The 19,234-nt window shown below is 70.8% G+C and carries 22 protein-coding genes and 1 tRNA gene; 12 read left to right on the top strand and 11 right to left on the bottom strand.

From position 1 onward, the window contains the following. Positions 1 to 57 precede the first annotated feature (57 nt). From F0U47_RS16380 to F0U47_RS16395, 4 genes are read left to right on the top strand one after another with little or no spacing between them, the layout of a single operon-like run. Positions 58 to 759, top strand: coding sequence for a hypothetical protein (locus tag F0U47_RS16380; protein ID WP_149751545.1), 702 nt, complete (start codon positions 58 to 60; stop codon positions 757 to 759). A gap of 31 nt (positions 760 to 790) precedes the next feature. Continuing rightward, the gene (locus tag F0U47_RS16385; protein ID WP_149751546.1) at positions 791 to 1,882 is read left to right on the top strand and encodes a DNA polymerase domain-containing protein; all 1,092 of its coding nucleotides are present in this window, start codon (positions 791 to 793) and stop codon (positions 1,880 to 1,882) included. Then, complete coding sequence (locus tag F0U47_RS16390; protein ID WP_246159667.1) at positions 1,879 to 2,415, top strand: mycothiol transferase; 537 nt, start codon at positions 1,879 to 1,881, stop codon at positions 2,413 to 2,415. Before F0U47_RS16385 ends, F0U47_RS16390 begins: the two co-directional genes overlap by 4 nt. Positions 2,416 to 2,472: 57 nt before the next feature. Next, positions 2,473 to 2,676 (top strand): hypothetical protein, encoded by a 204-nt coding sequence (locus F0U47_RS16395; RefSeq protein WP_149751547.1) that lies wholly within the window; start codon positions 2,473 to 2,475, stop codon positions 2,674 to 2,676. Positions 2,677 to 2,724: 48 nt separating this feature from the next. Here F0U47_RS16395 and F0U47_RS16400 read toward each other — a convergent pair whose 3' ends face one another. The 6 genes from F0U47_RS16400 to pdxY all read right to left on the bottom strand — a co-directional run bounded on the left by F0U47_RS16400 (position 2,725) and on the right by pdxY (position 7,130). Next, entirely contained in the window at positions 2,725 to 3,273 is a 549-nt protein-coding gene (locus F0U47_RS16400) for a hypothetical protein (protein ID WP_149751548.1), read from the bottom strand. A 37-nt stretch (positions 3,274 to 3,310) separates the two neighbouring features. After that, entirely contained in the window at positions 3,311 to 4,438 is a 1,128-nt protein-coding gene (locus F0U47_RS16405; protein WP_188111391.1) for an ATP-dependent DNA ligase, read from the bottom strand. Between the two features lie 11 nt (positions 4,439 to 4,449). Beyond that, positions 4,450 to 5,667, bottom strand: coding sequence for a DUF4032 domain-containing protein (locus F0U47_RS16410; protein WP_149751549.1), 1,218 nt, complete (start codon positions 5,665 to 5,667; stop codon positions 4,450 to 4,452). A 17-nt stretch (positions 5,668 to 5,684) separates the two neighbouring features. Beyond that, positions 5,685 to 6,119 (bottom strand): redox-sensitive transcriptional activator SoxR, encoded by a 435-nt coding sequence (gene soxR / locus F0U47_RS16415; RefSeq protein WP_149751550.1) that lies wholly within the window; start codon positions 6,117 to 6,119, stop codon positions 5,685 to 5,687. 57 nt (positions 6,120 to 6,176) lie between these two features. After that, positions 6,177 to 6,249: transfer RNA gene (locus tag F0U47_RS16420), tRNA-Thr, on the bottom strand. 32 nt (positions 6,250 to 6,281) lie between these two features. Beyond that, positions 6,282 to 7,130 carry a pyridoxal kinase PdxY gene (gene pdxY / locus F0U47_RS16425; protein WP_149751551.1) on the bottom strand — a complete coding sequence of 283 codons (849 nt, stop codon included), beginning with the start codon at positions 7,128 to 7,130 and terminating at the stop codon, positions 6,282 to 6,284. Positions 7,131 to 7,247: 117 nt separating this feature from the next. Between pdxY and F0U47_RS16430 the strand changes: the two genes are divergently transcribed. Continuing rightward, positions 7,248 to 8,912 (top strand): GMC family oxidoreductase, encoded by a 1,665-nt coding sequence (locus F0U47_RS16430; protein WP_149751552.1) that lies wholly within the window; start codon positions 7,248 to 7,250, stop codon positions 8,910 to 8,912. Beyond that, entirely contained in the window at positions 8,909 to 10,480 is a 1,572-nt protein-coding gene (locus F0U47_RS16435; protein ID WP_149751553.1) for a succinic semialdehyde dehydrogenase, read from the top strand. Before F0U47_RS16430 ends, F0U47_RS16435 begins: the two co-directional genes overlap by 4 nt. 52 nt (positions 10,481 to 10,532) lie before the next feature. Here F0U47_RS16435 and F0U47_RS16440 read toward each other — a convergent pair whose 3' ends face one another. Further along, positions 10,533 to 10,970: an Hsp20/alpha crystallin family protein gene (locus tag F0U47_RS16440; protein WP_149751554.1), complete on the bottom strand. Its 438-nt coding sequence runs from the start codon at positions 10,968 to 10,970 to the stop codon at positions 10,533 to 10,535. A gap of 114 nt (positions 10,971 to 11,084) precedes the next feature. On the opposite strand from F0U47_RS16440, the gene F0U47_RS16445 reads away from it, so the two are divergent. After that, a complete protein-coding gene (locus tag F0U47_RS16445; RefSeq protein ID WP_149751555.1) occupies positions 11,085 to 11,372 on the top strand; it encodes a MerR family transcriptional regulator in 288 nt (95 codons plus the stop codon). 12 nt (positions 11,373 to 11,384) lie between these two features. Here the strand turns inward: F0U47_RS16445 and F0U47_RS16450 are convergent, their stop codons facing one another. After that, positions 11,385 to 12,176, bottom strand: coding sequence for a dioxygenase family protein (locus F0U47_RS16450; RefSeq protein ID WP_246159668.1), 792 nt, complete (start codon positions 12,174 to 12,176; stop codon positions 11,385 to 11,387). Between the two features lie 28 nt (positions 12,177 to 12,204). After that, positions 12,205 to 12,906, bottom strand: a complete 702-nt coding sequence (locus F0U47_RS16455; RefSeq protein WP_149751556.1) for a uracil-DNA glycosylase — start codon at positions 12,904 to 12,906, stop codon at positions 12,205 to 12,207. A gap of 32 nt (positions 12,907 to 12,938) precedes the next feature. Here F0U47_RS16455 and F0U47_RS16460 point away from each other — a divergent pair, with 32 nt between their 5' ends. Further along, entirely contained in the window at positions 12,939 to 13,223 is a 285-nt protein-coding gene (locus F0U47_RS16460; protein WP_149751557.1) for a GNAT family N-acetyltransferase, read from the top strand. A gap of 230 nt (positions 13,224 to 13,453) precedes the next feature. Here F0U47_RS16460 and F0U47_RS16465 read toward each other — a convergent pair whose 3' ends face one another. After that, a complete protein-coding gene (locus F0U47_RS16465) occupies positions 13,454 to 14,659 on the bottom strand; it encodes an alpha/beta fold hydrolase (RefSeq protein WP_149751558.1) in 1,206 nt (401 codons plus the stop codon). 64 nt (positions 14,660 to 14,723) lie between these two features. Then, positions 14,724 to 16,160 (bottom strand): alpha,alpha-trehalose-phosphate synthase (UDP-forming), encoded by a 1,437-nt coding sequence (locus tag F0U47_RS16470; protein ID WP_246159669.1) that lies wholly within the window; start codon positions 16,158 to 16,160, stop codon positions 14,724 to 14,726. A 139-nt stretch (positions 16,161 to 16,299) separates the two neighbouring features. Between F0U47_RS16470 and F0U47_RS16475 the strand changes: the two genes are divergently transcribed. The 4 genes from F0U47_RS16475 to F0U47_RS16490 all read left to right on the top strand — a co-directional run bounded on the left by F0U47_RS16475 (position 16,300) and on the right by F0U47_RS16490 (position 19,217). Continuing rightward, complete coding sequence (locus F0U47_RS16475) at positions 16,300 to 17,586, top strand: sensor histidine kinase (protein WP_188111392.1); 1,287 nt, start codon at positions 16,300 to 16,302, stop codon at positions 17,584 to 17,586. Between the two features lie 10 nt (positions 17,587 to 17,596). Next, complete coding sequence (locus F0U47_RS16480; protein ID WP_149751561.1) at positions 17,597 to 18,256, top strand: LuxR C-terminal-related transcriptional regulator; 660 nt, start codon at positions 17,597 to 17,599, stop codon at positions 18,254 to 18,256. A gap of 66 nt (positions 18,257 to 18,322) precedes the next feature. After that, positions 18,323 to 18,643 (top strand): DUF3263 domain-containing protein, encoded by a 321-nt coding sequence (locus F0U47_RS16485; RefSeq protein WP_246159670.1) that lies wholly within the window; start codon positions 18,323 to 18,325, stop codon positions 18,641 to 18,643. A 13-nt stretch (positions 18,644 to 18,656) separates the two neighbouring features. Next, the gene (locus tag F0U47_RS16490) at positions 18,657 to 19,217 is read left to right on the top strand and encodes a LytR C-terminal domain-containing protein (protein ID WP_149751562.1); all 561 of its coding nucleotides are present in this window, start codon (positions 18,657 to 18,659) and stop codon (positions 19,215 to 19,217) included. Positions 19,218 to 19,234: the final 17 nt, after the last annotated feature.

Here is a 19,234-nt window from a genome sequence, read left to right on the forward strand (position 1 = left end):
ATGATAGGGGGATACCCCTGATTCGGGATCCGGTATCCGCTTCCTAACGTGACCGGCATGACCTCGATCCTCCCGCTGCGCCGCGGGCTCTGCGCCGCCGCTCTCGCCCTCACCACTGCCGGCACCCTCCTCCCGGCGTCGCCTGCTTCGGCGGCGCCTGCCGTCGACGGGGACCTCGGCGCGTTCGCCTACGGCAGGGTCAACGTCGCCGGATGTGTCGTCGACCGGCCGCCGGCCGACGAGCAGCGGACCTTCAACGCCGCGACCGGTCGCCGGACGGCGAGCGTGGCGAGGAACTTCGTCGCGAGCGACCCGACGACCATCAGCGCGCGCGGCCGGGTCGAGAACGCGACCTCGGGCGTCGCCGACGCCGCCACCGGGGCGTTCGACAAGGTCGTGTTCTCGGCCGACCAGCTGGTCAGGGTCAACAACCTCGACCCGGTCGACTGCCGGTTCGGGGCGATCGCCGACTCGCAGTCGAGCGCCGGCCTGCACGTCGAGCGCCGTGGCCGGGTCGTCCTCGAGTGGGACCGGGGACGCGCCGGACAGATCGAGCAGATCTTCGTCTCACGCAACGGCAACCCGATCGTCGACCGGATCCGTCCGCGTCCGCACGGCGACCTGACCTTCCGGGTGCGGCCGGGCGACTACACGATGTTCGTCCAGTTCCAGACGCGTGCGAACGAGACCGACATCCCGGTCGGCACCACGCTGACCAAGCGTGCGCACTTCCGGGTGGTCGCCGACTTCCGTCGCTGAGCCGTAGGTGCCGGCCGTTAAGGTCGGCGGCATGGCGAAGAGCACTGCCGTCGAGGTGCAGGCCGGTGACCGTGCGGTGCGGATCTCCAGCGCCGACCGGGTGATCTACGAGGCCACCGAGCGCACGCCCGAGGTCACCAAGCTGATGGTGGCGGAGTACGTCGCCAGTGTGGCCGACGGTCTCATGCGGGCCCTGCGCGACCGGCCGACCGCCCTGGAGCGGTGGCCGAACGGCGTACGCGAGGGCTTCAAGCTCGCCACGGGCCCGTGGGACAAGGACGCCGAGGCGTTCTACCAGAAGCGGGTCCCGAAGGGCGCTCCCGACTACCTGGAGTCGGTGCAGATCACCTTCCCGTCCGGTCGGACGGCCGAGGAGATCTGCCCGACCGAGATCGCGGTGCCGGTGTGGTGCGCCCAGATGGGCGCGCTGACGTTCCACCCGTGGCCGGTGCGTCGTACCGACGTCGACCATCCCGACGAGCTGCGGATCGACCTCGACCCGCAGCCCGGCACGACGTTCGATGACGCGGTCCGGGTGGCCGGCCTCGCCCGCGAGGTGCTCGAGGAGCTCGGCATCCGGGGCTACCCGAAGACCTCGGGCAACCGCGGGATCCACATCTACGTGCGGATCGAGCCGCGCTGGACGTTCGAGGACGTACGGCACGCCGCGATCGGCTTCGGCCGCGAGCTCGAGCGCCGCGACGACGGCGTGACGACGGCGTGGTGGAAGGAGGAGCGGGGCGAGCGGATCTTCGTGGACTACAACCAGAACAACCGGGACCGCACGATCGCCTCTGCCTACTCCCTGCGACCGATCCCTGGCGCCCCCGTCTCCACGCCGGTGACCTGGGACGAGCTCGGCGAGCTCACCGACCCGCGTGAGTTCAACCTGTTCACCGTGCCCGACCGGGTCGCCGACGGCGACCCCTGGGCGACCATCGACGACGAGGCGTTCTCGCTCGAGCCGCTGCTGCGGCTGTGGGAGGAGCTGCCCGGCGGCGAGCTCAACTTCCCGCCCGACTATCCCAAGATGCCCGGCGAGCCGCCGCGCGTGCAGCCGAGCAAAAAGGTCGCCGAGCACTGGGACGACGAGGGCAACTGGATCGGCGGGGAGCGCCGATGAGCGAGGACCAGCGGATGGCGCGCAACAGCGAGGAGCCACCGAAGTCCGGCCCGGCCGGCGCTGCGCGCTGGGCTGACTACCTCGACTGGATCCGCAGCGAGATGATCCGCGGCGTCCTCGGGCTGACTCCCGAGCAGCAGCGCACCTCGCTCGTGCCCTCGGGCTGGACGCCCGTCGAGCTGCTCAGCCACGTCCTCCACATGGAGCAGCGCTGGTTCGTCTGGGGCTTCCTCGGCGAGCCGGTCGCCGACCCGTGGGGCGACTGGGACATCGAGGAACCCTGGCGCGACGGCGTCGAAGGCAGGTGGCAGGTGGCCGACGGCGTCAGCGCCGAGGAGCTCGCCGACCGGCTCGAGGCGATCGGAGCCCGCACCCGGGAAGTGCTCGCGTCGTACCCCCTCGACGCGCTGTCCTCCCAGGGCGGGCGCTTCGCGGCCGACCCGCCGTCGCTGGAGTGGATCTGCTTCCACGTCCTCGCCGAGTACGCCCGGCACGCCGGGCACCTCGACATCGTGGTCGAGCTGGGCGGATAGTCCGCCTGCCTGTGGACGAAGGGTCCGGGCGGCCGCTGGACGTGCGAGTCTCGGCCGGTGGATCCGTTCCTCTACGACAGTGCTCTCGACCGCGGGTCGATGCTCACCGACGCGGTCGTCCGCGTCCTCGACGCGCGAGGCGTGCAGGGTGCGGGAGGCGAGCAGTCTCGCGCTCTCGGCTGGAACCTCCGCCGCCGCCATCACCCCCTGGCGACGAGCTTCCTTGCAGGTAAGGACGTCGCGTGTGGCCACGCGCGTTGATCGTCGTGCGTCACGCAGCCATGTCGCCGACCGCGCCCCGCCAGCGACTCAGACGCCGGTCACGCCTTCGCCGCCTCCGGCCTGCTCGTCGAAGTTCTCGTGCTCGAGCAGGTGCAGCACGGGCACCCCGAGCTTGCGGCGGGCACGGGAGGTCCAGTCGACGTGGAAGAACTCCGCGACGACGTGGGGCCGGGTGAGGACGATCGCCTCGCGGCCGTCGACGGCGGCGACCTTCGCGGCGAGAGCGTCGACAGGAGGGTCGGTCACGATCGCGGCGCTGCCGATCTCGGCGCCGGCGGCGCGGAGGGCGTCGATGGTGACGACCAGGTCGTGGTCGGCCTGCTCCCGCTGCTCCTCGCGCAGGCTCGCGAGCTCGTCGGGACTCGGGGTCATCGGTGGAGCCAGCAGGTCCGCCCCGCCGATCGCGCCGAGGGACGCCTCGACGGCGGCCGCCGCGTCCACGAGCGGCATCAGCACGTGGTAGACGAGGTCGGCGTCGAAGTCCCGGTGCAGCGACCGGACCTGCTCGGCATCGCCCGCGGTGAGGGGCTGCTCGATGAGGAGGACGACGTCGTACCTCTCGGCGATGGACTCCATGATCCAGTAGTACACCCGCGGAAGGCGCTGGTCGACCTCACCCGCCGAGCACGTCCGAGAGGTCGTAGGACACCGGCTGCTCGAGCTGGTCGTACCCGCACGACTCGGGGTCGCGGTCGTCGCGCCAGCGCTTGAAGTGGGCGGTGTGCCGGAAGCGGCGACCCTCCATGGCGTCGTACTTCACCTCGAGCACGCGCTCCGGCCGCAACGGGGTGAACGACAGGTCCTTGCCCTGGCTCCAACGGCTCTGGGTGCCGGGCTGGCGGCCCGGGTTGGCCACCAGGAACTCCTGCCACCGCCCCCACGGGTGGTCCTCGATCGGTACGACGAGGGCCTGCATCTCCTCCCACAGCTCCGCCCGCCGCTTCTCGGTGAAGCTGGCGCTGACGCCGACGTGCTGGAGCTCGCCGTCGTCGTAGAGGCCGAGCAGCAGGCTGCCGAGGAGCGGTCGCTCGGGGGTGCTGGTCTTGTGCTCGCGCATGCCAGCGACCACGACGTCGGCGGTGCGCTCGTGCTTGATCTTGAGCATAGTGCGCGCGTTGGGCTGGTACGGCGCACCCATCGGCTTCGCGACCACGCCGTCCAGGCCGGCGCCCTCGAACTGGTGGAACCAGCGCTCGGCCACCGCCGGGTCGCGGCTGGTGCGGGTCAGGTGGCACGGGCCCTCGATGCCGAGGCCGGCGAGCGCCTGCTCGAGGGTCGCGCGACGATCGGCGAACGGCCGGTCGACGTACGACGTGTCGTCGAGGGCGAGCAGGTCGAACGCGACGAAGCTCGCCGGCGTCTGCTCGGCCAGCAGGTCGATCCGGCTCTTCGCGGGGTGGATCCGTTCCTGCAGCACCTCGAACTCCAGCCGTCGCTTCGCGCCGTCCCTGCTGAGGGCCACGAAGATCTCGCCGTCCAGCACGCACCGCGCGGGCAGCTGCTCGCGCGCGGCGGCCACGAGCTCAGGGAAGTAGCGGGTCAGGGGCTTGGTGTTGCGACTGGCCAGCTCGACCTCATCGCGGTCCTTGAAGAGCAGGCAGCGGAAGCCGTCCCACTTCGGCTCGAAGCTCAGCCCCAGTCCGTCGTACCGGCCTTCGGGGTCGAACTTGGCCGGATCCGGCACGCCGGTCACCGCCTTGGCGAGCATCGGCTGGACGGGCGGCATCACGGGCAGGTCCACGACGCTTGAGACTAGTCGGACGCCACCAACTCATCGGGCCGCGTCGGCAGCACCGACGCGATGTAGTCGGCGGCGGACTCGAAGATGTCGATCTCGTGCCCGGCCCGCTCGGAGAGGAACCACCGGTGCACCAGCACCTCGTGGAAGAACTCGGCCGGCTCGAGCTTGCCGCGCTGGTCCGCCGGCATCATCGCGACCAGCGGCTCGTAGACCGTTGTCAGCCACTGGTTGGCCACGACCGCGCGGTCCTCCCGGCCGAGGTCGTGGTGGGCGGTGTAGGCCGCCAGGTCGTTGAGGAGCCGGCGCGCCTGGGCGTCCTCGACGCCGAGCCCGGTCAGCCCCTGCAGCTCGCGGGAGTAGTGGCCGGCCTCGACGACCTTCGGCTGGATCCGCACGGTGTCGCCGCCGAGGTCGGTCACGATGTCGAGCTCGTCGACGTCGAAGCCGAGCTCGTTGAGCCGCTCGATCCGCTGCTCGATCCGCCACATCTCGTCGGTCCCGAACTCCTCGGCGGCGGTGAGCTCGTTCCACAGTGCGTGGTAGCGCTCGTCGAGCAGGTCCACGATCTCGTGCGCCCGCACGTCGGGGTCGAGCTCCTCTCCGGCCTGCAGGTCGAGCAGCTCGGCGAACACGTTCTCGCAGGCCACCGTGACGTCGTACTCCCGCATCTGGTCCGACAGCGTCGGCTTGAGCTCGCCGGTCTCGGCGTCGACGAGGTAGGCGGCGAAACCCCCGGCCGCACGGCGGAACAGCACGTTCGAGAGGGAGACGTCGCCCCAGAAGAAGTCGGCGAGGTGCAGCCGCACGAGGAGTACGACGAGCGCGTCGACCAGTGCCGGCAGGTTCTCGGCCTCCAGCCCGTGCCGGAACAGGCTGCGGTAGGGGAGCGAGAACCGGAGGTGCTCGGTCACCAATGCAGCCGGAAGCCCCTCGCCCGCGGGGTCGGTCCGCCCGGTCACCACGCCCTTCGGCACCACCGTCGGCAGCTCCAGCCGGCGCAGGTCGCGGAGCAGCCGGTACTCCCGCAGCGCGATGTCCGGCTCGGTCTCCTTCACCGCCAGGGTCTGCTGACCGGCACGCACGATGCGGACGACGTGCCGCGACAGGCCGCGCGGCAGCGGCACGAAGTACTCCTCCGGCCAGTCCTCGAGCGAGGTCGACCAGGGCAGGGTCAGCAGGGCCGTCTTCTCGGCCGGCCCGGCCCGGCTGGCGATCACGTGCAGCGCCATACCGGCACCGTACGCCGTCACGGCTCCAGCAGCACCGCGCCCTTGCCGCCCTGCTCGCCGACGACGTCACCGGGGTTCATCAGCGAGCAGCTCTTGAGGCTGAGGCACCCGCACCCGATGCAGCTGTCCAGCCGCTGCTCCAGGAGCCGGATCCGGCGGATCTGCTCCTCGAGCCGCGGCTTCCACTCCCGGCTGATCTTGTGCCAGTCGGACTTCGTCGGGGTCCGGTTGTCCGGCAGCGTCGCGAGCGCCTCCGCGACCTCCTCGAGCGTCAGCCCCACCCGCTGCGCGGCTCGCACGAACGCCACCCGTCGCAGCGTGGACTGCGGGTAGCGGCGCTGGTTGCCCGTCGTCCGCGTCGAGTGCACCAGTCCCTTCTCCTCGTAGAAGCGAATGGCGCTCGTCGCGACGCCTGCGCGCTCCGCGAGCTGGCCGATGGTCAGCATGGTCATGGCTGCGATCGTGCCGTGGCGGACGCCATTCTTCAAGTGAGGTTGAAGATGGTGGGGAGCCGGTGACAGGAGTCGAACCCGCGACATCCTCTTTACAAGAGAGGCGCTCTACCAACTGAGCTACACCGGCGCGCGCCTCGTCGAGGCGCGCGGACATCGTAGTCAGCGCAGCTGCCGGGCGCCGAACCGCACGCGTGGATCGGCGATGAAGTCCTGGGCCTCGACCAGCTGCAGCTCGCGGGTGGCGGCGGCCAGCGTCGCCTCGAGCACGGCGAACACCGCGCCGGTCGTGCGCTCCAGCGCGCTCGCGGGCGAACCGGTGTCCAGCAGGTGCGCGAGGTAGAGCGCGGCCGTCAGGTCGCCCCCTCCGTTGGGGCTGATCGGAAGCAGGGGAGTGGTGACCGCCCAGGCGCCCCGGTCCGACACCGCGACGACGTCGATCTCGCTCGCGGCCTCCGGGTAGCGGACCGAGGTCACCAGCACGTCCCGAGGTCCCACTGCCCGCAGCTCGTCGACGGCCGCGAGCACCTCCTCGGGCGTCGTGGTGGTCCGGCCGGTCAGGAAGTCGAGCTCGAAGTGGTTGGGGGTGAGGATGTCGGCCATCGGCACCACCGAGTCCCGGATGAACTCCGGGATCCCCGGCCGCACGAACACCCCGCGGCCGACGTCGCCGATCACGGGGTCGCAGCAGTAGACCGCCGCCGCGTTGAGCGACTTCACCTCTGCGACCGCCTCCAGGATGACCGCGCCCATCGCGGGGTCGCCCTGGTAGCCGGAGAGGACGGCGTCCGCCGTACCGAGGACCCCGCGGTCCCCGATGCCGGCGATCACCTCCCGGACGTCGGCTGGCGCGAGCAGCGGCCCGCGCCAGGCGCCGTAGCCGGTGTGGTTCGAGAAGTGAACGGTCAGGACCGGCCACACCTCGTGGCCCAGCCGCTGGAGCGGGAACACCGCGGCGGAGTTGCCGACGTGGCCGTAGGCGACCGAGGACTGGATCGACAGGATGCGCACCCGATGATCCTCTCAGCGTCGCAATACGAAACCCTTTCGTAAGAGAACTAGAACAAGTTACAGTTATCGGACGCCGGTGGACGACGAGCAGGAGACAAGCAGCCAATGGGCCAGCGAATGGGCAGGGCACAGCGCGCAGCGCAGCGCAGCAACGAGGCCGACTACGTGGTGGTCGGCTCGGGGAGCTCCGGCTCGATCGTCGCCGCCCGGCTCGCCCAGTCGGGCGCGAGCGTCATCCTGCTCGAGGCGGGCAAGACCGACGAGCAGATGCTCACCAAGATCCCCGGGATGATCGGCCCGATGCACTCCGAGCCCAAGCTCAAGAGGCTCAACGACTGGGGCTTCTACTCCGTGCCGCAGGTGGGCCTGGACGGTCGACGGATGCCGACCCCGCGCGGCAAGGTGCTCGGCGGCTCGAGCTCGGTCAACGGGATGGTGTACGTGCGGGGCAACCGCGCCAACTACGACTCCTGGGCGGCCGAGGGCAACACCGGCTGGAGCGCCGACGAGGTCAACGACGCGTTCAAGCGCTACGAGGACTTCGAGGACGGTGAGAACGACTACCGCGGTGCCGGCGGGCCGATCCGGATCACCCGCAACAAGACCCCGCAGGAGGCCAGCCTCCAGTTCATCCAGGCGACCGCCGACACGCTCGGGGTGAAGATCCTCGACGACTACAACGCCGCCGAGCAGGAGGGGATCGCCCGGATGCAGCAGAACGCTGCTGACGGGCTCCGCTACTCCTCGGCGCGCGGCTACGTCCACCACCTCGCCCCGCCGACGCTCGAGGTGCAGACCCGCGTCCAGGCGACGCGGGTCGTGATCGAGAACGGCCGGGCAACCGGCGTCGAGGTGGTGGAGCTGGACCGGGCCGGGGGGCTGCCGAGGGGCGGCGGCGTACGCCGCTTCATCCGCGCCGGCAAGGAGGTCGTCCTCTCCGCCGGCTTCATCGGCAGCCCGCAGCTGCTCATGCTCTCCGGCATCGGCCACCCCGACCACCTCGCCACGGTCGGCATCGACTGCGTCGCGGACCTGCCGGTCGGCGACAACCTGCACGACCACCTGTTCCACCCGCTGACGTTCCACGTGCCGACCGTCCAGCACCGCGGCACGCCGCTCTACTTCGGCAAGGCGCTGCTCAAGGAGAGGGCCCGCGGCGGCTCGTTCCTGGGCAACTCGGTCTTCGAGTCGGTCGGGTTCGTGCGGACGTCGTACGCCACCGACGTCCCGGACCTGCAGCTCCACATGCTGCCGTGGTCCTACCCCACGCCCAACCAGGACGCCCCGATCCGGCACCAGGTCGACCCGCGGCCGAGCGCGACCGTGTTCTCGACCCTGATCTACCCGCGCAGCCGCGGCACGCTCCGGCTCGCCTCGTCCGACCCGCTGGCGGCCCCGCTGATCGACTACGGCTTCCTCCGCGAGAAGGACGACGTCGAGGTGCTCGCCGAGGGCACCGAGATGATCCGCGAGATCATGGCCGGCGCCGCGTTCGGCGGCACGGTCAAGGAGGAGATCCACCCCGGCGCGGGTCTCAAGGGCGCGGAGCTCCGCAAGGCCCTCAAGCTGCGCTCGACGTCGGTCTACCACGGCGTCGGCACCTGTCGGATGGGCGTCGACGAGCGTGCGGTGGTCGGTCCCGACCTCAAGGTGCGCGGCGTCGACGGGCTGCGGGTCGCCGACGCGTCGATCATGCCGTCGATCACCGGGGGCAACACGAACGCGCCGTGCTACATGATCGGGGAGAAGGCCGCCGAGATCATCCTGGGCGGCGTCCGATGAGTACGACGACCCGCCCCGCCACGGTCACCGACGAGCTCCTCGAGCGCCTCGTCGCCCGGGTGCCCGGCTCGTCGGGTGCGACCTGGAAGCTCACCGAGGTCTACACCGGCGAGGTGCTCGTCGAGCTCCCGCAGTCGACGCCGGAGGACATCGAGCGGGCGTTCCACGAAGCGCGCGCGGCCCAGCGCCTCTGGGCACAGTGGCCGGTCCGGAAGCGGCTGGAGGTCTTCGAGCGGGCGCACACCCTGCTCATCGACAACGCGCTCACGACGGCGGACCTGATCCAGGTGGAGAGCGGCAAGAACCGGCGGATGGCGATCGAGGAGACCTGCGACCCGCCGATGGTCATCAGCCACTACCTGAAGCGCGCGCCCAAGCTGCTCGCGCCGAAGAGGCGCGGTGGCCCGGTCCCGTTCCTGTCCACCTCGACGGAGGTGCACGTCCCCAAGGGCGTGGTCGGGATCATCGCCCCCTGGAACTTCCCGTTCGCGACCGGCCTGTCCGACGCCATCCCGGCGCTGATGGCCGGCAACGCCGTCGTCGTGAAGCCCGACAACAAGACCGCCCTCAGCCCGCTCTTCGGCATCAGCCTGCTCGAGGAGGCCGGCCTGCCGAAGGGCCTGTTCCAGGTCGTCTGCGGCGAGGGCCCCGACGTCGGCCCGACCCTCATCGACAACGCCGACTACGTCATGTTCACCGGCTCCACCGCGACTGGCCGGGTGATCGGCGAGCGCGCCGGCCGCAACCTCATCGGCTGCTGCCTGGAGCTCGGGGGCAAGAACCCGATGGTCGTCCTCGACGACCTGGATGACGCAGCCGTCGAGGAGTGGGTGGAGTCCGCAGTGTTTGGCGTCTTCGGCAACACCGGGCAGATCTGCATGCACATCGAGCGGATCTACCTCCCCGAGAGCCGGTACGACGAGCTGCGGGACGCCTTCGTCCGGCGGGCCTCCGGGCTGCGGATCGGTGCGTCGTACGACTTCGGGCCGGAGATCGGCAGCCTGGTCTCCACCGACCACCGCGACCGGGTCGCCTCCCACGTGGAGGACGCGGTGACGAAGGGAGCGACCGTCCTGACCGGTGGCCGCGCCCGTCCCGACCTCGGGCCGGCGTTCTTCGAGCCGACGGTGCTCGAAGGCGTCACCAAGGACATGCTGGCCGGAAAGACCGAGACGTTCGGCCCGGTCGTCGGCCTCTACCGCTACCGGACCGTCGACGAGGCGATCAAGCTCGCCAACGACACCGACTACGGCCTCAACGCCTCGGTCTGGAGCGGCGATATCGCTCGCGCCGAGGAGGTCGCCGCGAGGATCGAGTCCGGCAACGTCAACGTCAACGACGCGCTCGCCACGGCGTACGCGTCCAAGGGCACGCCTTCCGGCGGTGTGAAGAGCTCCGGCGTCGGCGCCCGCCACGGCGACCAGGGCCTCCTCAAGTACACCGACGTCAAGAACGTCGCGGTGCTGAAGAGGCAGGTCCTCGGGGCCCGGCCGGGCCAGAACTACGATGCGTACGTCAAGCAGATGCTCAGCTCGCTGAAGCTGATGCGACGACTCCGGGTGCGCTGAAGACAGACTCCAGGCCCGGTCGAGCGTGTCGACCGAGCCTGGAGTCAGCCGATCAGGCCTCGATGGCCTCCGTGGTCGGCGTGGCGCCGGCGATCTCGACCTTGCGCGGCTTCGCCTTCTCGGCGACGGGGACGACGAGCCGCAGCACGCCGTTGTCGTAGCCGGCCTCGATCCGGTCGAGGTCGAGGTTGTCACCCAGGACGAGCTGGCGGCTGAACTGGCCGTGGGTGCGCTCGGACGCGAGCCGCTGCCAGTCGCCGTTGCCCGCCACGCGCTCTGCCTTCACCGTCAGCACGTTGCGCTCGACGTCGATGTCGATGCTGTCCTTGCTGGCGCCCGGGAGGTCGAACTCGATGACGAAGCGGTCGCCCTCACGCCAGGCGTCCATCGGCATCACGGCGGGCCGGTTGGTCGTGCCCCAGCTGTTGCCGAGCAGGTGGCCGGCGAGGCGGTCGAAGTCGCGGAACGGGTCGGTGGTGCGCAGCAACATGGTTCCTCCTTCGAGTGGGTCGGACGGGTCTCGTCCGATTGCTTCAAGATCTGTAATGACTGTTATAGATTATCTGTCCCGCTAGAATCAAGCCCCAATCCGGAGGAGGTGCCCATGGCTGGTGAGCAGGCGCGCGGGGTCTACGCGATCTCGGTCGCTGCCGACCTGGTCTCGATGGAGATCCAGAACCTCCGCGTCTACGAGCGACGCGGCCTGGTGGCACCGTCGCGGACGCCGGGAGGGTCGCGGCTCTACAGCCGTGCCGACATCGAGCGTCTCCACCGGATCCGCGAGCTGCTCGCGGACGGCCTCAACCTCGCCGGCATCGGCCGGGTGCTCGAGCTCGAGGCAGAGGTCAAGCGGCTCCGGCGGGAGAACGCATCGCTCCGCGGCCGCCGGTGAGCGGCCGGACGGTCAGGCGACCTCGAGCGAGCGCTTGGACAGACCCATCCAGAAGCCGTCGATGACCTGGGTGCCCGGTGTGCCGGGATCGGTCGCGGCGCCGAGGGTCACGAACAACGGGCTGTAGTGCTCGACGGTCGGGTGGGCGTAGGGCATGCCCGGCGCCTTCGCGCGGTACGACGCCAGCTCGTCCACGTCGCCGCGCGCCATCGCCTCGCCGGCCCAGGCGTCGAAGTCGGCGGACCACTGCGGGACGGAGGCGTCGATCCGCCACTCGGTGAGGAACGGCAGGCCGTGGGTGAGGAACCCCGAGCCGATGATGAGCACGCCCTCGTCGCGGAGGGGACGCAGCCGCTCGCCGAGCTTGAGGAGCCGCTCGGGGTCGTGGGTGGGCAGCGACATCTGCAGGACCGGGATGTCCGCGTCGGGATACATGATCTTGAGTGGGACCCAGGCCCCGTGGTCGAGACCGCGTGAGGTGTGCTGGTGCACCGGCTCGGTGTCCGGCATCAGCTGCGCGACCTGCGCCGCGAGCGCGGTGGCGTCCGGGGTGCGGTAGGTCATCTGGTAGTACTTCGGCGCGAAGCCGCCGAAGTCGTAGACGAGCTCGGCGCCGCTCGCGGTGAGCGAGACGGGCGCGGACTCCCAGTGCGCGCTGACGATGAGGATCGCCTTGGGCCGCGGCAGTTCGGACGCCCAGTGGGCGAGCTCGGAGGACCACGCCGGGTCGTCCAGCAGCGGCGGTGCGCCGTGGCCGATGTAGAGCGCGGGCATGCGCTCGATCGCGGTGGTGCCTGCAGTCATGTCCACCCCAATAGTTGAGGATTCAACTTTATTCCATCGGGAGCGGCCAGTCCACCGGATCGCCGCCGCGCTCGACGAGCAGCTGGTTGACCCGGCTGAACGGACGCGACCCGAAGAACCCGCGGCTCGCGGACAGCGGCGACGGGTGTGCGGACTCCACCCACGGGATCGGCCCGAGGTGCGGCTTGAGCGTCCCCGCGTCCCGCCCCCACAGGATCGCGGCGATCGGCGCACCGACCTCCGCGCGTCGTACGACGGCCGCGATCGCGCACGCGGTGACGTGCTCCCAGCCCTTGCCGCGGTGCGATGCGGGCCGGCCGGGCTCCACGGTGAGCACCCGGTTCAGCAGCATCACGCCCTGCTCGGTCCAGGCCGTCAGGTCGCCGTGCGGCGGCGGCGTGACGCCGACGTCGGTGGCCAGCTCCTGGTAGATGTTCGCCAGGCTGCGGGGGATCGGCCGCACGTGTGCGTCGACCGCGAAGCACAGCCCGATCGGGTGGCCGGGTGTCGGGTACGGGTCCTGCCCGACGATCAGCACCCGCACGTCGGCCAGCGGGCGACGGAAGGCGCGGAACACGGCGTCCCCCGCCGGGAGGTACGGCCGTCCCGCCGCCAGCTCGTCGCGGAGGAACCGGCCCAGGGCACCGATCCGGTCGTCCACCGGCGCCAGCGCCTCCGCCCAGTCCGGAGCCATCAGCCCCTTGTCGACGAGTCCAGCCAGCGCGCTCATCGGGCCATTCTCGCTGCCCCTAGGCTCGAGTCATGACCGACACCCAGGTGAGCAACAACGTCGAGCGCAACAGGTTCGAGATCCACGCCGAGGACGGGCGAATGGCCGGCTTCACCGAGTATGTCGCCGGCGAGGGCGTCCGGGACTTCGTGCACACCGTCGTCAAGGACGAGTTCGAGGGGCAGGGCATCGGTAGCAAGCTCGCCCGTGCGGCGCTCGACCAGACCCGCGCCGACGGCCTGAAGGTCAAGGCGACCTGCCCGTTCATCAAGGGCTGGATCGGGAAGCACCCGGACTACGAGGACCTGCTGGCCTGAAAAGCCGTTCAGCGGCGCCCCTCTCCCTCCAAGGGGCGCCGCCGGTTGGCTAGCTCCGACACGGGCCACGAGGAAAAGTTCCTGGACCACCGGCAGCGCACGAGGCGCCAGCCTGGCGGGCTCCCTCCAGGGAGTCCCCGTGGCCCGCGTCGGTGATGTCGACTCTAGGGGCGGCGGACCTATCCGGGGATCGGGCAGCCGGTCCGAACGTATAGTCAGAATTGACTAGGTCACTTCTTCAGTGCTCGCGAGGCTGACGAGGTGTGCCGGCGCTGGGGATTGGTGCCGATCCCGGAGCCGGACTTCGAAGAGGCGGACTTCGCGGAGGAGCTCTTCGTGGACGACCGCTTCGTCGTGGCGGTCTTCTCGTCGGTCGACCACTGGGTGATCCACTCGTCCATCACGACCCAGGTCGTCTGGCGTGCGGCCCGGCCGGTCAGCATGCCGAGGTGGCCGCCGGGGACGATGTCGAACCGGACCTCGGCCGAGCCGGTCAGTAGTGGGGCGATCGCCTCCACGGCCGGGACCGGGGCGATGCCGTCGGTCGAGCCGCCGAAGATCAGCACCGGCACCTTGATGTCGGCCAGCCGGATGGTGCGGTCGTCGAGGTCGAACTCGCCCTGGGCGAGCTGGTTGCCCTTCGCGAAGCGGTGGTAGAGCTGCCCGAACGTGCGGCCGGGGTAGGCGATCATGTTCTCGGTGAACCGGTCGACCGCCTCGATCTGGGCGAGGAACTCGGTGTCGTCGATGTGGGTGGCGATCGCGAGCGGCTTCGTCACCATCTTCTGGAACGACGAGAGCTGGAACGCCCACTTCACCAGCGGCTTCGGGGCTCCGCCGAGCAGCTGGTAGCCCTTCGTGATCGGGCCCCTGCCGTTGACCCAGTTGAGCAGCGGCCGCAGCGGCGCGACCAGCGGCACGAGCGACACGTCGATGGGCGACCCGACCGCGGTCAGCGACGCGATCGGCAGGTCCGGCTGGTCGGCGGCGGAGAGCAGCGAGAAGATCCCGCCGAGGCTCCACCCGATGACGTGCACCGGGCGGCCGCCGGCGTGGGCGGAGACCTCACGGATCGCGGTGGGCACGACCTCGTCGATCCAGTGCTCCATGCCGAGGTTGCGGTCGCGGAAGGACACCTCGCCGTACTCCACGAGGTACGTCGGCCGCCCTCCGGTCACGAAGTGCTCCACCAGGGAGCACCCGCGGCGCAGGTCGTAGCAGATCGCCGGGGCGGCCAGCGGCGTCACCAGCAGCACCGGGTCGCCGGTCTCCTTGACGGTGCCGGACGGACGGTAGTGGTAGACCTCGCGGAGGATCCCGTCGTCGATCAGGGTGCGCGGCATGGGGCGCAGGTCGGCGAGGCCGCCGTAGAGCATCTTGTGCGCCACGTTGCTGGCCGCGGACACGACCTGATCAGGCTTGGGGATCAGATCCATGGGCGAAAAGTACCCTCCGCGGCCCGTCCTGGGCAGCAGGGTCCACCGGCCGGTGCGGCCCCGCTCAGGAACGGCTGATCGGCCGCGGGTTCTTCGTGTGGTGCGGGACGTCCTCGAGCTCGGTCATGAAGCTCGCGGCCCACGCCTTCACGTCGTGCTGGCTGATCGTCTTGCGCATCGCCCGCATCCGGCGGCTGAGCTCCTTGCCGTCGGCCCTGTAGGCCTCGAGCAGCGCCGCCTTCATGCCGTTGATGTCGTAGGGGTTGACCAGCCAGGCCTGCTTCAGCTCGTCGGCAGCGCCCGCGAACTCCGAGAGCACGAGCGCGCCGTCCTCCTCGACCCGGCAGGCGACGTACTCCTTGCAGACGAGGTTCATCCCGTCGCGGTACGGCGTCACCACCATGATGTCGGCCGCGCGGTAGAGCGCGGCCATCTCGTCGCGGGGGTAGGACGTGTGCAGGTAGCTGATCGCGGGCCGGCCGATCCGGCCGAGGTCGCCGTTGATCCGGCCGACCAGGCGCTCGATCTCGTCGCGCAGGATGCGGTACTGCTCCACCTGCTCGCGGGACGGGACGGCGACCTGGACGAAGACGGCGTCCTCGACGTCGAAGTGGCCGTCGTTGATGAGCTCGCTGTAGGCACGCAGTCGGGCGTAGATGCCCTTCGTGTAGTCGAGCCGGTCGATCCCGAGGAAGATCCGCCGGGGGTTGCCGAGGGCCTCGCGGATCGCCTTGGCCCGCTCGACGACCTCGGGGGAGCGGGCGAGCTCCTCGAAGCCGGCGGAGTCGATCGAGATCGGGAACGCCGCGGCCCGGACCGTGCGCCCGTCGGGGAGGTAGACCAGGTCGCGGTGCGTCTTGTGGCCGACGCGCTGCCGGACCAGGCGGACGAAGTTGGCGGCGGCCTCGGGCAGCTGGAAGCCGACGAGGTCGGCGCCGAGCAGCCCCTCGAGCAGCTGGCGCCGCCACGGCAGCTGCCGGAACAGCTCGGCCGGGGGGAACGGGATGTGGAGGTAGAAGCCGATCCGGAGGTCGGGGCGGAGGTCGCGGAGCATCTGCGGCACCAGCTGGAGCTGGTAGTCGTGCACCCACACGGTGCCCTTCTCGGCGGCCAGCTCCGCGGCCTTCTCGGCGAACCTCCGGTTGACCTTGACGTACTCGTCCCACCACTCGCGGTGGAACGCCGGCTTGGCGACGACGTCGTGGTAGAGCGGCCAGAGGGTGGCGTTGGAGAAGCCCTCGTAGTGGCCCTCGATCTCCTCGGCGCTCATCGACATCGGGACCAGGGAGAGGCCTTCGTCCTCGAACGGCTTCAGCTTCTGGTTGGTGCCACCGGCCCAGCCGATCCACACGCCACCGCCGTGGGTGCGCATCACCGGCTCGATCGCGGCGACGAGGCCGCCGGGGGACTTGCGCCAGACCTTCCGGCCGGACGGCAAGGTGACCCGGTCGACCGGCAGGCGGTTGGCAACGATCACGAGGTCGTGGGCCACGTCGGTCACCTTAACCATCTCTGGAGCTCAAAGCGCGGCAGCGTGTCGCACGGCGGCGAAGCCGCGACGTATGCGACACGCTCGCGCAAGTCTGATTGTCGGGGTGGCTGGCTGGTACCCACTCGGGCGAGTTCCTAGCGTCGAGGTCATGACCGAGACGATGCTGATGCCCGTGGTCCCCCTGCCCGCCCGATCCGCGACGCACCGCGTGGTGCTCGACAGCGCCTACGCGTTCTCGGCCTTCGTCCTCGCGCTACCGGCGTTCGTCGTCGTGGTCGCGGGCCTCGCCGCCGGCACCGGGACGCTCGTGGTCGCGGGTGTCGGGCTGCTCGTCCTGGTCGCCACGGGGTACGCCGCCCGCGGGTTCGCGCACGTCGAGCGGATCCGGCTCCGCTCGATGGCAGGGGTCGCGGCGCCGTACCCCTCCTACCTGCGGGCAGCGCCGGGCGACGGCCGGGTCCGCGCCCTGCTGACCCCGCTGCGCGACGTGCAGACCTGGCTCGACTGGCTCTGGTGCCTGGTCGCGCTGCTGACGGCGGCCTTCGCATCCGCCGTGACGGTCGCGTGGTGGGCGGCGAGCCTCGGCGGACTCACCTACTGGTTCTGGGAGCGGTTCATCCCCCGCGGCCCGGACGGCACCTCGCTGGCCCAGCTGATCGGGCTGGGCAGCAGCCGCAGCGCGGACATCTTGCTCCAGACGACCATCGGTGTCCTCGCGCTCCTCACCCTGCCGGTCGCCGTGAGGTTCGCCGCCGCCACGCATGCCGCGGTCTCCCGGGTGCTGCTGTGCAGCCGCGGGGAGCTGGTCGGACGGATGGTCCGGATGGAGGAGAGCCGGGAGTCGGCGCACCGCGCGGAGGCCCGGTCGCTGCGAAGGCTCGAGCGGGACATCCACGACGGGCCGCAGCAGCGGCTGATCCGGCTCGGCATGGACCTCGGCCGCGCGCGGCGGCAGCTCGCCGACGACCCGGACCAGGCCGCGACGACGATCGACGCCGCGCTCACGCAGACGCTGGAGACGGTCGAGGAGCTGCGGGCGCTCTCCCGCGGGATCGCCCCGCCGCTGCTCGTCGACCGGGGCCTCGCGGTCGCCGTCCGCGAGATGGCGTCCGGACAGGCGATCCCGGTCCACGTCGTCGCCGAGGCGGAGCCGCTGCCCCCGCAGGCCGAGACGGCGGCGTACTTCGTCGTCGCCGAGGCGCTGACCAACATCGCGAAGCACAGCCAGGCGAGCCGCGCCGACGTCGCACTGCGGGTCGACGACGGCCGGCTGGTGGTGACCGTCGACGACGACGGGCGGGGTGGGGCGCAGGTGGCCGCCGGACGCGGTCTCGACGGCCTCCGCGAGCGGCTCGCCGGCGTCGACGGCACGCTCGAGGTCGCGTCCCCCGACGGCGGGCCCACCCGGGTCCGCGCCGAGGTGCCGCTCGGGTGAGGCCTGCCCTGTGAGGATCGTGCTCGCCGACGACTCCGTGCTGCTGCGCGAGGGTCTCCAGCTGCTGCTCGTCGAGGCCGGCCACGACGTCGTCGGCGCGGTCGGCGACGGGCCGTCGCTCGTCGAGGCGGCGCTGGCCGAGCGGCCCGACCTGCTCGTGGTCGACGTACGGATGCCCCCGACCCACACCGACGAGGGGCTGCGCGCCGCGTTGGAGGTGCGCCGCCGCTGGCCGGAGGCGCGGCTCCTCGTGCTGTCGCAGTACGTCGAGGTGTCGTACGCCGACGACCTGCTCGCGACGGGCGCCGCCGGCATCGGCTACCTCCTCAAGGACCGGGTCACCCACGTCGACGAGTTCCTCGGCGCGGTCGAGGCCGTCGCGGCCGGCGGCAGCGCGCTCGACCCGCTGGTCGTCCGTCAGCTCATGACCCGGCGCGCCGACCCGATCGCGCGGCTGACGCCCCGCGAGCGCGAGGTCATGTCGCTGATGGCGGAGGGCCGGTCGAACTCCTCGATCGCGGAGGCGATGTTCATCTCGCTCGGTGCGGTCGAGAAGCACACCCAGCGGATCTTCGCCAAGCTCGACCTCCCGCCGGACGACGACGCGGCCCACCGGCGGGTCCTCGCGGTCGTCCGTTTTCTGTCCCGCGCCTACACGCCGGGGGTTTGAATGACATCCGTGTGATTCGCCGTCTACAGTGGGGCCAGACCACTGTCGACATCGGGGGAGAAGAGCATGGACCCGCAGCGGAGCAATCCGGCGCCGGAGTCAGCCGCAGCCCACGGGGCGGCTGGTGCATCCGGGACCGAGCTGAGCGACCGCGATCGCGAGATCCTGGAGTTCGAGCGCCAGTGGTGGAAGTACGCCGGCGCCAAGGAGACCGCGGTCCGCGAGAAGTTCGGCATGAGCTCCACCCGCTACTACCAGGTCCTCAACGCGCTGATCGACCGTCCCGAGGCGCTCGCCTCCGACCCGCTGCTCGTCCGGAGACTGCGCCGGCTGCGCTCGCAGCGGCAGCGGCAGCGCTCCGCCCGCCGTCTCGGCTTCGAGGTCTGAGAGGTCTGAGCCCATGAATGGTCGTCCTTCCCCCGACCAGAACCGCCCGTCCGGCCGCTCCCGCCGCGACCAGCGCGGCGCCGTGCTCCCGTCGCCCGTGGTGCTGCTGAGCATCGTCGCCGTCGTCGTCGCCGCGGTCGCCTTCGTCGTCACGCGCGACGAGGCCCCGAACGAGCGCGAGATCACGACCTCCTCGGTCAACGAGGAGCCGTCTGCCACGCAGACGACCGACGACGAGGTGACCGAGCCGAGCGAGACCGAGACCCCGGAGGAGCCGAAGAAGACCAAGCCGCCGGTCGAGCGCGGCGAGGTCGGCGTGGTCGTCTTCAACAACACCAGCATCACCGGACTCGCGAGCGAGGTCCTGGCACAGGTCGACGAGATCGGGTGGAACGCCGTCGCCGCCGACAACTGGTACGGCACCATCCCGGCGACCACGGTCTACTTCCCGCAGGGCATGCGCGACGCCGCGCAGAAGCTGGCCCTCGACCTGGGTGTCCAGCGGATCATCCCGGCGGACGCGGGGATGAGCGACACCAACCTGACCGTGATCCTCACGGGCGCGCTCGCCTGATCCCGATCGCGGGATCG

The organism is Nocardioides antri (assembly GCF_008373765.1).
Classification (GTDB): Bacteria; Actinomycetota; Actinomycetes; order Propionibacteriales; family Nocardioidaceae; genus Nocardioides; species Nocardioides antri.